Genomic DNA, 12,690 nt, shown 5'->3' on the forward strand with positions numbered 1-12,690 from the left:
CCAGGAATCGCATGCGTTTCCTGGCGTTGGTTTCTGCCTTGGCGAGGGCCAAGAAATCGATTGGATCGGACATACTGAGTACAGTGAAACCAGAATAGAGCAATTAGATCACATCTTTAATCTGATTGGTATTAGCTGTAACTTGTTGAATGGCAGAAACAGGTGGTGGCCCTACCAGCCACATCCCGGCACTCGAGTCCCCCGCCTTGGCTGCTACCTTCCGGTCCTGACCAGGTCGACGGGTTATCAATGCGAGAGGACCAATAGGACCACCGGCGAGGAGAATAGGCAAACTGGCCCCTCAATGCAATGGCTTTCTACCGCATCACGAGCCGTTCGCCTTATTTTTCAACAATCTGGCCAAGGGTTCAGCTAAAGAGCATGAATTTGGCACCCACCAGCAACATGAGCAGGGCAAAGGCCTGCTTGAGCCGCCGGGGTGACATTCGGTGTGCCAGTCTGGCGCCCAGACGGGCAAACTGGGTGCTGGTGAGCACGATGCCAAGCAGGGCTGGCAGATAGATGAATCCGACGCTCCACTCGGGCAGATCGGCGTCTCCCCAACCGGCATAGAGGTAGCTGAGGCTGCCTGCCAGGGCGATGGGCATGCTGCAGGCGGCGGAGGCGGCCACGGCGTTGCGCATGGGCACCGAATTCCAGGTGAGGTAAGGCACGGTCAGCGAGCCGCCACCGATGCCGAACAAGGCCGACATCCAGCCGATGACGGTGCCCGCGATCCCGGTACCAAGGGGGCCCGGCATGTGTCGCTCCGCTTTTGGCCTCAAATTGAGCCCCATCTGCAGGGCCATGGTCCAGGCGAAGCAGCCGATGATGATGTTGAGGGTGCTGGCGCTGAGCAGGTTGGCGGTCATGCCGCCGAGCCAGGCACCGACCAGCATGCCGGCGCCCAGGCGCCGAATCATTCCCCAGTCCACCGCCCCGGCCTCCTGGTGCGCACGCAGGGAGCTGAAACCGGTGAAGATCATGGTGGGCAGCGAGGTGCCGAGGGCCAGATGGGTGATGATCTCCGGCGCCACGTCCTGTGCGTGAAAACTCAGGACCAGCACGGGGACGATGATGAGTCCGCCGCCGATACCGAACAGCCCGGCCAGCATGCCCGCGAAGGCGCCCAACACCAGATAGCCCACAAACAGCATAAACATTCCTTAAATAACGAAACAGCGGTCAACTTGACCGCCATTATCCATAAAAAAGAGATGGCATCTTGCCATCTCTTTATTGTGCCGATTAATGCAGGGGAATGGTACCGTCCATCACCTTGTAGAACGCCAGCACGGCGCAGCCGAGCAGGGCTGCCGTCATCCCCTGCTCCAGCCGATTGAGGCTGCGCAGGCCGTGGTGCTGGCGCGCCTTCCAGTAGATGAAGATCCCCGGGCTGTAGAGCAGCGCCACCAGCAAGAGGTACTCCACCCCGGCGGCATAGACCAGCCAGCAGCCATAGACGGTGGCCACCAGGGCCAGCAGCAGGTCGCGCTTGCGCTGATGGGGCTGGCCCGCGTAGGTCTCCCCTTTCAACGCCAGCTTGAGGCCGTAAGCACCGGAGAAGACATAGGGCACCAGGGCAGCCGAGGTGGCGATGTTCACCAACGCCAGATAGGTGCTGTTCTGGAAGTAGATGATGATGAGGAAGATCTGCACCAGGCAGGTGGAGCACCAGAGCGACACCTTGGGGGAGCCGTTCTTGTTCTCCTTGGCGAACCAGGCCGGGAAGACCCCGGTCTTGCCCGCGATGTAGGGCACTTCCGCCGCCAGCACGGTCCAGCTCAGCAGGGCCCCCATCACCGAGATCACCAGGCCGATGTTGATGAGCCAGGCGCCCCAGGGGCCGACCACGGCTTCCAGGATCATGGCGGTGGAGGGGTTCTTGAGGGCCGCCAGTTGCGGCTGGTTCATGACCCCCAGGGAGAACAGGGTCACCATGACGTAGAGCGCCAGGGCGCCGAGCAGCGCCAGCACGGTGGCGCGGCCCACGTCCTTGCGATGGCGGGCACGGGCGGAGACCACCACGGCCCCCTCGATGCCGATGAAGACCCAGAGGGTCACCTTCATGGTGGACTTCACCTGATCCATCACGGAGCCGAGCTCGGGGCTCCCCTGCCCCCAGAGATCCAGGGTGAAAGTCTCCATGTTGAAAGCGAGCAGGATGGCCACGCAGAAGACGATGAGAGGCACCATCTTGGCGATGGTGGTGACGATGTTCACCAGCGCCGCCACCTGGATGCCGCGCAACACCAGGGCATGCACCGACCAGATGAGCAGGGAAGCGAGCGTGATGGCTACCGGGGTATTGCCGTCACCGAAGATGACATTGTCCGGTGTGTCGAAGAAGTAGCTCAGCGCACTGAACACCACAATGGCGTAGGAGACGTTGGCCAGCAGCTGGCACAGCCAGTAACCCCAGGCGGCGTTGAAGCCGACGAAATCCCCGAACCCGGCCTTGGCGTAGCTGAAGATGCCGCCATCGAGATCCGGTCGACGCATGGAGAGATTCTGGTAGACCAGGGCGAGGCAGATCATGCCGATCCCCGTGATGGCCCATCCCAGGGCGACGGCCCCGGCACTGGCGTGCGCTGCGATGTTTTGCGGCAGACTGAAAACCCCGGCACCGACCATGGAGCCGATCACCAGCGAAATGAGGGCACCCAGCCCCAGTTTCTTGTCCATCTCAAACCTGTTTTATTAGGCGGCGGCTGAGCATCCGTATTCATACAGCGCGCGACATGGGAGGGGCTAGAAATCCGTACCCCGTGAAAAAGGCGGCAACTATATTGCATGACTATTCCGGCCGCAATCCCTCTTGCCGTCAATCATGAGCCGCCTTGACCGCGCGCAATTTTACAGCACTGACCCGGGGTGCCTGTGAGCTGGTTCAAATTAAGAAAGACCCGTTGATATTTCACGACTTTTCATGATGCCGCCCCGCTTTTCAAAAGCCGGACCTGCATGGCTATGCACCCTTGCACTGGGGCCTTTCCCCTGCAAAAACGCCCCTGCAGGAGGGGCGTCAGAGAGGGTATATGCAGGGGGGACTAGAGCCTCAAGCCGCCGTCCAGCTCGATCATCCGCCCCGACAGATAGTCGTTGGCAAGGATGAACTGCACCGTCTGGGCCAGCTGCGCCGCCTGCCCCAGGGTGCCCACCGGGATGGCCTGCTGCATGCGGGCCATGGCTTCGGGTTTCATCGCCGCCGTCATGTCGGTGGCAAAGACGCCGGGGGCGATGCCCATCACCCGGATGCCGTGACGGGCCAGCTCCTTCCCCCAGGTGACCACCAGAGAGGCCACTCCCGCCTTGCTGGCGGCATAGTTGCTCTGGCCCATGTTGCCGGCCCGGGCGATGGAGGAGATGTTGATGATGACGCCCCCCTCCCCGCCGATGGCCATCAGCGCCGCCCCCTCGCGCCCGCACAGGAAAGTGCCGGTGAGGTTGACGTCGATGACGCTCTGCCACTGGGCCAGGCTCATCTTCTCCGTCAGTGCCCCCTCCTTCACCTTGATCAGCATGCCGTCGCGCAGGATGCCGGCACAGTTGACGAGACCGTGCAGGGTACCGAACTGATCCTTGATGGCGGCGAAGGTCGCCTCGACCTCCGGCTCGCTTGCCACGTTGCAGACGAACAGGGCGCAGCGGCCGTCACGGCTGCGCACCTCCGCCTCGGTCACCTCCAGATCGGTGCGGTTGACGTCGATGAGCGCAAGTTGCGCCCCCTGCTCCGCCAGACTCAGGGCGATGGCGCGCCCGAGCCCCCTGCCCGCCCCCGTGATGGCAATGACTTTTTGTGTGATATCCATAAATGCTCCTGGTGAGATGGCCGGTGACTGTCGAGTCAAAGACTATCGGGTAAAAAGGTAGATAGCGGCCCTTAACCCGGCGCTGTCTTGTCCCGATAGAGCTCGAGGATGCTGGAAAAATCCTTGTTCTCCTGGCCCAGGCTCCCGTGCAGGTTGAAGAGGTTGCGGGCCAGGGCCCCCATGGGCACGGCGCTGTGGGCATGTTCCGCCAACGCCATGGCGAGCCCCAAATCCTTGACCATCAGCCGGGTCATAAAGCCCCCTGTATACCCACGGGATGCCGGGACGTTCTCCATCACCCCGGGCCAGGGGTTGTAGCGCTCAAGGCTCCAGTTGTTGCCCGAACTCTTGCCCATGATGGTGGAGAGCACGGCGGGATCCAGCCCTTCCTTGACCCCGAGCGCCAGCGCCTCGGCGGTGCCCGCCATGTGGATGGCGAGCAGCATGTTGTTGCACATCTTGGCGATCTGGCCGGCGCCGAGGGCCCCGGCGTGAAACAGGTTCTGCCCCATGCAGGCGAGCACGGGTCTGGCCGCTTCAAAATCCGCTTGTTCGCCGCCGACGATGAAGGTGAGCGTGCCCGCCGCCGCACCGGCCACGCCTCCCGAGACGGGTGCATCGAGAAAACGGATGCCGCGCGCCTTCGCCGCCGCCCCCACCTGACGGGCCGAAGCCACGTCTATGGTGGAGCAGTCGATGACCAGGGCGCCGGGCGACAGGGCCGCCAGCAGATCCTGGCCGCCCCGCTCACCGGCACTCTCCCCCAGCCAGAGGCTGCGCACGTGCTCACCCGCCGGCAGCATGCTGATGACCAGCTCGCAGCCGCTCACCGCTTCCCGGGCATTCCCGGCGGCAATGCAGCCGGCCTCGATGGCCCGGCTCAGGCTCTCGGGCACCAGATCAAACACCTGCACCCTGTGCCCCGCCCTGGCCAGGTTGGCGGCCATGGGGCTCCCCATGTTGCCAAGCCCGATAAACCCAATCCTTGTCATGGTGTGCTCCTTGTGTGTGATCCCGCGTCAGCGGAGGCGCAAGGGGTTGTCCCCCTCGGGCCAGCGATAGAAGGCATCCAGCCAGGCCTCCCCTGCCTGCGGGGCCTGCCAGCGAGGGGACTTGTCCTTGTCGATGAGCAGGGCCCGCACCCCTTCCACAAAATCCCCTTTGAGTACGCAGTTGACCGAGAGGGCCAACTCGTCGGCAAACACCTCGGCCAGGGACTGGCGCCGTGCCCGCCAGAACTGGCGCCAGAGAATGGCGCGGCTGATGGGGCTGCCGCGAAGGCAGGTCTCCCGCCCCTGAGCCAGCCCCGGTTCGTCCAGCTCGGCGTCCTCGAGGCGTGCCAGCACCCTTTGCAGGGAGCGGCCGGCCAACAGCGCATCGATGCGTTCCTGGTGGGGCAGCAGTACGGGAGGCGGCAATGCCTGGCCAAGGGATCGCTGCAAGCCGGTGAGCAGCACCTCGATCTGCTCGCAGGGGTCGCCTGCGGACCAGTCGAGGGCGGCGAGGCGCGCCGGCAGCTCGGCCCGCTCGCGGCTCCCCATGGCGTGATCCGCGAGCCCCAGGCCGATGGCGTCCGCCCCGTTGAAGCGGGCACCGGTGAGGCCGACCCAGAGCCCGAGCCGCCCCGGCATCCGGCTCAAAAACCAGCTGGCCCCCACATCCGGATAGAGGCCGATGGTCACCTCCGGCATGGCGAACAGACTCTTCTCGGTCACCACCCGGAACCCGGCCCCGGCAAAGAGACCGATGCCGCCCCCCATGCAGATGCCGTCCGCCACGCAGACAAGGGGCTTGCCGTAGCAGTGGATGTGGTGATCGAGCCGGTACTCCTGCAGGAAGAAGTCGCGGGCATAGGCAAAGAGCGCCTGTTCGCTCCCCTCCTGCTTGCGGTAATAAAAGGAGCGGATGTCGCCACCGGCGCAGAATGCCTTCTCGCCGGCCCCCTGCAGCAGCACGCAGACGATGGCCGGATCCTGCTCCCAGCGGGTCAACGCCCCCTGCAACAACTGGATCATCTCAAGGCTCAGGGCGTTGAGGGAGTCGGGGCTGTCCAGAGTCAGCATGCCGATGTGGCGGCCATCCGCCGTGGGGTGGGTCTCGATGCGCACGGGCTCACTCATGGTCGGCCCCCGCAGACCGGGTATCTGCCCCTGCGACATGGCGGGTCGCCATCAATACCTCATTCATCCTTCACTCCCTCACTCTTTCGGCCTGGATTGGTCATAACGCCACCGCGGGGCCCGCTTCTCGAGGAAGGCCGCCACCCCTTCGCGCTGGTTGGCATCGTCAAACAGGGCGAGAAAGAGGCTGCGCTCGAGCGGCAGCGCCGCGTCCCTGTGGGTGCTTCGCCCCTGATTGATGAGCTGTTTGCAGGCACGCAGGGCGCTCGGGCTCTGGCGCTCCACCAGCTGGGCCATCTGCTGCGCCGCCTCCCAGGCGTGCCCCTCCGTCACCACCTCCTCCACCAGCCCCATCTCGTAGGCCAGGGTGGCGCTCACCTTCTCGCCGCAGAGGATCATCCGCTTGGCCCAGCCCGGCCCCACCAGCTCGGTGAGGCGCTGGGTGCCGCCAGCACAGGGCAGGAGCCCCACCGAGGCCTCCGGCAACCCCAGCTTGGCCTGCTGCTCGGCGATGCGGATGTCGCAGGCCAGCGCGACTTCGAGCCCCCCTCCCATGGCATAGCCGTTGATGGCGGCGATGCTGACCCCGTGAAAGCGGGCCAGCGCCTCGAAGGCGTGGCCAAAGGCCTCGGCCACCTCGCGGGCATGCGCCAGGCTGCCGTCGGCGAACATCTTGAGATCGGCGCCGGCGCAGAAGAATTTCTCTCCGGCACCGCGGATCACCAGGGCCACCACGTCGGGGCGACCATCCAGCTCCACCATCATCTGCAAGAAGGCTTTCAGGCTGGCGAGCGTCCAGGTGTTGGCGGGTGGGTGATCGAGGGTGATGTAGGCCACGTGGCCGTGATATTCGAGCCTGATCCTTGTCATTGCGTTGTCCTTGTCAAAAAAACTGCCCCATGATGACAGGGTTGAATGGAGCCAACCTGCACTTGGCTCACAAAGCCTGAGGACGCGCCGACTGCGTCCTCAGGGCAGGCTACTCCCGCTACTCCAGCGACAGGCCGGGGTCGGCCAGCAGGCGGCGGGCGATGATGAGCCGCATCACTTCATTCGTCCCTTCCAGAATGCGGTGCACCCGGGTATCGCGCAGATAGCGCTCGAGCGGATACTCGCGGATATAACCATAGCCGCCAAAGAGTTGCAGGGCGTCGTCGCAGATGCGGTGCCCCACGTCGGTGGCAAAACGCTTTGCCATGGCGCACCAGGCGCTCTTGTCCGGGCTGCCCCCATCGAGTTTGGCGGCCGCCTGGCGCACCAGCAGGCGGGCAGCGGCGAGCTCGGTGGCCATGTCGGCCAGGCGAAACTGCACGCTCTGGAATTCGCTGATCGGGTGTCCAAATTGCTGGCGCTGCTGCACATGGGCCAGGGCATCGTTGAGAGCCTGCTGGGCAGTGCCCAGCGAACAGCTCGCGATGTTGATGCGCCCCCCATCGAGCGCCTGCATGGCGAACTTGAACCCTTCCCCCTCCTCCCCCAGCCGGAAGCGAGCGGGAATGCGCACGGCATTGAAGTTCACCTCCCGGGTCGGCTGGCTGTTCCAGCCCATCTTTTCCTCCGCCTTGCCGTAACTCACGCCAGGGGTCTGGGCCGGTACCATGAAGGCAGAGATCCCCTTGGCCCCCTCGCCACCGGTGCGGGCCATCACCACCAGCACGTCTGTGCTGCCGGCGCCCGAGATGAACACCTTGCTGCCGTCGAGGAGGTAATCCGCGCCATCGCGCACGGCGCGGGTCTTGAGGGCCGCCGCGTCGGAGCCCGCCCCCGGCTCGGTGAGGCAGTAGGAGCCCAGCAGTTCGCCGCTGGCGAGCCTGGGTACCCACTCCGCGGCCACCTCGGCAGGCAGCCAGCTGCCCAGCATCCAGCTCACCATGTTGTGGATGGTGAGATAGGCGGTGGTGGAGGTGCAGCCCATGGCGAGGCGCTCGAAGATGAGGCTGGCATCGAGCCGGCTCAGGCCCAGACCGTCATACTGCTCCGGGGTATAGAGGCCGCACAGGCCCAGTGCCGCCGCCTGCTTGATGGTGGAGATGGGGAACTCGTGCTCCCTGTCCCAGCGCGCGGCGTGGGGTTTGAGCGCCAGATCGGCGAAGGCGCCGGCCGACTCGACACAGGCCCGTTGGGATTCGGTCAGGGTAAAATCCATCTTGTTCGCTTCCTTTGTACTTGTTCCGTCGATCCGTTGCTGTCAATGGGGGCACCCGGGCAAAGTGGGCAACCCCTGCCGTCAGCGCAGCTGAATGGTCATATTGGGGCCGCTGGGAATGTCTTCGTCGAACCAGCGCTCCGTCACCGTCTTGGTCTCGGTGTAAAAACGCACCGCCTGCTTGCCGTAGGCATGCAGATCCCCGTAGAAGGAGCCGCGCCAGCCGGTGAAGGAGAAGAACGGCAGCGGCACCGGGATGGGCACGTTGATCCCCACCTGGCCCACCGCCACCTCGTGGCGGAACTTGCGAGCGGCGGCGCCACAGCCGGTGAAGAGGGAGGTGCCGTTGCCATAGGGGTTGGCGTTGATGAGGGCAAGCGCCTCGTCGAGGCTCCCCACCTCGAGGCAGGCCAGCACGGGCCCGAAGATCTCCTCCTTGTAGATGCTCATCTCGGGGGTCACGCCGCGAAACAGGGTTGGTCCCACCCAGTTGCCCACCGGGTAGCCGGGTACGTCGCAAAAACGGCCGTCCAGCAGGCACTCGGCCCCTTCGGCGATCCCCGCCTCGATGAGTCCCTCCACCCTGACTTTCGCCTCCGGGCTGATGAGGGGGCCGTAGGCGGCCTCGGGATCGTGCCAGACACCGGGTTTCACCTTGGCGAACTCGGCGGCGAGCTCGGGGATCCACTCCCTGGCGTTCCCCACGAACACCGCCACGCTGATGGCCATGCAGCGCTGACCGGCGGCGCCGACTCCGGCTCCCACGAGGTTGCCGAGTACCTGCGCCTTGTTGGCATCCGGCATGATCACCATGTGATTCTTGGCGCCGACAAAACACTGGGCCCGCTTGAGCTGGTCGGTGGCGGTGCGATAGACGTGGCCGCCGACCCGGGCCGAGCCCACGAAACTGACTGCCTTGACATCGGGATGGGCCAGCAGCGCATCCACCTGCTCGGCGCCGCCGTGCACCACCGACAGAATGCCCCTGGGGGCCCCCGCCTCAGTAAACAGCTCGGCCAGGCGCATGGGGGTGAGCGGATCCTGCTCGGAGGGCTTGAGCACAAAGCCGTTGCCGCAGGCCACCGCCAGCGGGAACATCCACAGCGGGATCATGGCCGGAAAGTTGAACGGCGTGATGCCGACACAGACCCCGAGGGGCTGCACCCAGGAGTGGCCGTCGACCCTGCGCGCCACGTTGCCCATGGTCTCCCCCAGAGTCTGGCTCGCAATGGCGCAGGCCTGCTCCACCACCTCGATGCCGCGCCACACATCCCCCTTGGCATCCGCCAGGTTCTTGCCGGTTTCCTGGGCCAGCAGGGTCGCCAGCTCGTCGTGATGCACTTTCAACAGATGCTGGTAGTTGAACATCACCCGGGCCCGCTCGGAGGTCGGTACCTCTCGCCACAGCAGATAGGCGTCGTGGGCGGCGCGCACCGCCAGCTCAATTTCCGCAGAGGTAGCTTTCGGCACCCGCGCCAGCAGATGCTGGTCCGCCGGGTCGGTCACCTCTATCCACTCGTCGCTTGCGGACGGACATGCCTCGCCACCGATGTAGAGCGGCAGATCCCCGTACTGGGTGTGATGCTGGCTCATGCCCCCCTCCTAGCCCGTTGGCAGGCGATGGCAGGCCACCCTGGGCCGGCCACATCCATGTTGCTGTTGCACATCCTGTTCACTCCTTGCGCTCCTCTGCCCGGGTAGCCCCTTGCGGCGGGCTGCCATCGAATTTACCTTAGACTAACAACTCATTTACGTTTACGCTAACGTAAACTTGAATCACGAATGGACTGACCAGTCATCACCCTGATGGCAGGGGAAATCGGCAGTCCACTGCACCAAGGAGAGCACGGATGCATGCCCTGATGGATGAAACCCTCCAGGCCCTGACCGAACAGGTCGAGGCTTTCTGCCAGAAAGTGATCGCACCGCGCGCCAGCGAGATCGATCAGAGCAACGCTTTCCCCCGGGATCTCTGGCCCCGCATGGGTGAGCTGGGGCTGCACGGCATCACGGTGGCGGAGGAGTATGACGGGGTGAACCTCGGCTATCTGGCCCATGTGCTGGTGATGGAGCAGGTGAGCCGCGCCAGCGCCTCGGTCGGCCTCTCCTACGGCGCCCACTCCAATCTCTGCATCAACCAGATCCACCGCCACGGCACCCCTGATCAGAAGGCGAGATATCTGCCTGATCTGGTCAGCGGCAAACACGTGGGGGCGCTGGCCATGAGCGAGCCGGGCGCCGGCTCAGACGTGGTGAGCATGCGCCTCACCGCGGTGCGCGAGGGGGATCACTTCGTGCTGAACGGTAACAAGATGTGGATCACCAATGGGCCCGATGCCGACACCTTCGTCATCTATGCCAAGACCGATGCCGCCGCCGGGTCCAAAGGGATTTCCGCCTTTATCGTCGAAGCGAGCACCCCAGGTTTTTCCACCGCCCAGAAGCTCGACAAGCTCGGCATGCGCGGCTCCAGTACCTGCGAGCTGGTGTTCGACAACTGCCGGGTGCCGCAGGAGAACCTGCTGGGCCCCCTGCACGGCGGGGTCAAGGTGTTGATGAGCGGTCTGGACTACGAGCGGGTGGTGCTGGCGGCCGGGCCCCTTGGCATCATGCAGGCCTGCATGGACGTGGTGCTCCCCTATGTGCGCGAGCGCAAGCAGTTCGGCCAGGCCATCGGCGAGTTTCAGCTGGTGCAGGGCAAGCTCGCCGACATGTATACCCGCCTCGCCAGCAGCCGGGCGCTGGTCTACTCGGTGGCGAGCGCCTGCGATCAGGGTCGCACCAGCCGCAAGGATTGCGCCGCCGCCATCCTGTTTGCCGCCGAAAATGCCACCCAGATGGCCCTCGATGCCATCCAGCTGCTCGGCGGCAACGGCTACATCAACGAATACCCCACCGGCCGCCTGCTGCGGGACGCCAAACTCTACGAGATAGGCGCCGGCACCTCGGAGATCCGCCGCTGGCTCATCGGCCGCGAGCTGATGGGGGATAACGCATGAGCAGGATCCATTCCCGTCTCGACACCGCGAGCCCCGACTATGAGGCAAATCGGGCCGCCATGCAGGCACTGGTCGACGATCTCAATGCACGCCTGGAGGAGATAGCCCAGGGCGGGGGCGCGGCCAACAACGCCCGCCATCAGGCCCGCGGCAAGCTGCTACCCCGCGAGCGCATCGACCAGCTGCTGGACCCGGGCTCCCCCTTTCTCGAACTGTCGGCGCTGGCGGGCTGGCAGGTCTATGACGAGCCGGTGCCCGCCGCCGGCCTCATCACCGGTATCGGCCGGATCTCGGGGCGCCTGTGCATGCTGGTGGTGAATGACGCCACCGTGAAGGGCGGCACCTACTACCCCCTCACGGTGAAAAAGCACCTGCGCGCCCAGGCCATCGCCGAGCGGCTGCGCCTCCCCTGCCTCTATCTGGTGGATTCCGGCGGCGCCTTCCTGCCCATGCAGGACGAGGTGTTCCCCGACCGGGAGCATTTTGGCCGCATCTTCTACAATCAGGCCCGCATGTCGGCCCAGAGCATCCCCCAGCTGGCGGTGGTGATGGGGCTCTGTACCGCCGGGGGCGCCTACGTGCCCGCCATGGCGGACGAGTCCATCATGGTCAGGGAGCAGGCCACCCTCTTTCTGGCGGGCCCGCCCCTGGTCAAGGCCGCCACCGGCGAGGAGATCAGCGCAGAAGCCTTGGGGGGCGCCGAGGTGCACTGCGTCCACTCCGGGGTGGCGGATCACATGGCCCGGGACGATGCCCATGCCCTGGCCATCGCCCGCACCCTGGTAAGCAACCTAGGGGACAACCAGACGGCGGCGTCACCCGCCCCATCCGCTCCCTCCTATGATGAGCCGCACTACCCCATCGAGGAGCTCTACGGCCTGGTGGGCACCAGTCTCAAGCGCCCCTATGACGCACGAGAATTGATCGCCCGACTGGTGGATGGCTCTGTGTTTGACGAATTCAAGGCGTTGTTCGGCACTACCTTGGTGACGGGTTTTTCCCGCATTGAGGGCATGCAGGTGGGGATCCTCGCCAACAACGGCGTGCTGCACAGCGACAGCGCCCAGAAGGGAGCCCACTTCATCCAGCTCTGCAACCAGCGGGGGATCCCGCTGCTGTTTCTGCAAAACATCACCGGCTTTATGGTGGGGAGTACGGCGGAGAAAGAGGGGATCGCCAAGCACGGCGCCAAGCTGGTGACCGCCGTGGCCTGCAGCCGGGTGCCCAAGATCACCCTGATCGTCGGCGGCAGCTTCGGTGCCGGCAACTACGGCATGTGCGGGCGCGCCTATGAACCGGATTTTCTCTTCAGCTGGCCCAACAGCCGCATCTCCGTCATGGGGGGCGAGCAGGCGGCCGGGGTGCTGGTGCAGGTGCGCCGGGACAAGCTGGCCGCCGAGGGCAAGACTCTGGGCGAGTCGGAGGCGGCCGCCATTCGCGCCCCGGTGATAGCGCAGTACGAGCGCCAGGGTCACCCCTATTACGCCAGTGCTCGCCTGTGGGATGACGGCGTCATCGACCCGGTCCAGAGCCGCACCGTGCTGGCCCTGGCGCTGGCGGCCTGCCAGGGGGCCGAGCCGGGCCCCGGGCAGTACGGCATCTTCCGGATGTAA

The 12,690-nt window shown here is 65.1% G+C and carries 10 protein-coding genes and 1 other RNA gene; 2 read left to right on the top strand and 9 right to left on the bottom strand.

All coding sequences use genetic code 11. The annotated features are described in order from the left end of the window. Positions 1 to 169 precede the first annotated feature (169 nt). The 9 genes from ffs to HKD46_RS01020 all read right to left on the bottom strand — a co-directional run bounded on the left by ffs (position 170) and on the right by HKD46_RS01020 (position 9,671). Positions 170 to 266, bottom strand: an RNA gene (ffs, locus tag HKD46_RS00980) — signal recognition particle sRNA small type. Positions 267 to 368: 102 nt separating this feature from the next. Continuing rightward, positions 369 to 1,157 (bottom strand): sulfite exporter TauE/SafE family protein, encoded by a 789-nt coding sequence (locus HKD46_RS00985; RefSeq protein ID WP_171864759.1) that lies wholly within the window; start codon positions 1,155 to 1,157, stop codon positions 369 to 371. 91 nt (positions 1,158 to 1,248) lie between these two features. After that, positions 1,249 to 2,685 (bottom strand): arginine-ornithine antiporter, encoded by a 1,437-nt coding sequence (gene arcD / locus HKD46_RS00990; protein ID WP_010674600.1) that lies wholly within the window; start codon positions 2,683 to 2,685, stop codon positions 1,249 to 1,251. A gap of 365 nt (positions 2,686 to 3,050) precedes the next feature. Next, a complete protein-coding gene (locus HKD46_RS00995) occupies positions 3,051 to 3,812 on the bottom strand; it encodes an SDR family oxidoreductase (RefSeq protein WP_171864760.1) in 762 nt (253 codons plus the stop codon). Positions 3,813 to 3,883: 71 nt separating this feature from the next. Beyond that, entirely contained in the window at positions 3,884 to 4,804 is a 921-nt protein-coding gene (mmsB, locus tag HKD46_RS01000; protein WP_171864761.1) for a 3-hydroxyisobutyrate dehydrogenase, read from the bottom strand. Between the two features lie 27 nt (positions 4,805 to 4,831). Beyond that, positions 4,832 to 5,932 carry an enoyl-CoA hydratase/isomerase family protein gene (locus HKD46_RS01005; protein WP_171864762.1) on the bottom strand — a complete coding sequence of 367 codons (1,101 nt, stop codon included), beginning with the start codon at positions 5,930 to 5,932 and terminating at the stop codon, positions 4,832 to 4,834. A 78-nt stretch (positions 5,933 to 6,010) separates the two neighbouring features. Continuing rightward, positions 6,011 to 6,802, bottom strand: a complete 792-nt coding sequence (locus HKD46_RS01010) for an enoyl-CoA hydratase (protein ID WP_041215244.1) — start codon at positions 6,800 to 6,802, stop codon at positions 6,011 to 6,013. A gap of 118 nt (positions 6,803 to 6,920) precedes the next feature. Further along, positions 6,921 to 8,078 carry an acyl-CoA dehydrogenase family protein gene (locus HKD46_RS01015; protein ID WP_171864763.1) on the bottom strand — a complete coding sequence of 386 codons (1,158 nt, stop codon included), beginning with the start codon at positions 8,076 to 8,078 and terminating at the stop codon, positions 6,921 to 6,923. An 81-nt stretch (positions 8,079 to 8,159) separates the two neighbouring features. Next, positions 8,160 to 9,671 (bottom strand): CoA-acylating methylmalonate-semialdehyde dehydrogenase, encoded by a 1,512-nt coding sequence (locus HKD46_RS01020; protein WP_221413896.1) that lies wholly within the window; start codon positions 9,669 to 9,671, stop codon positions 8,160 to 8,162. Between the two features lie 257 nt (positions 9,672 to 9,928). On the opposite strand from HKD46_RS01020, the gene HKD46_RS01025 reads away from it, so the two are divergent. Beyond that, complete coding sequence (locus HKD46_RS01025; RefSeq protein WP_171864764.1) at positions 9,929 to 11,077, top strand: isovaleryl-CoA dehydrogenase; 1,149 nt, start codon at positions 9,929 to 9,931, stop codon at positions 11,075 to 11,077. Further along, positions 11,074 to 12,690, top strand: a complete 1,617-nt coding sequence (locus HKD46_RS01030) for a carboxyl transferase domain-containing protein (protein WP_171864765.1) — start codon at positions 11,074 to 11,076, stop codon at positions 12,688 to 12,690. Before HKD46_RS01025 ends, HKD46_RS01030 begins: the two co-directional genes overlap by 4 nt.

Source organism: Aeromonas sp. TW 6 (genome assembly GCF_013168745.1).
GTDB lineage: Bacteria > Pseudomonadota > Gammaproteobacteria > Enterobacterales > Aeromonadaceae > Aeromonas > Aeromonas caviae.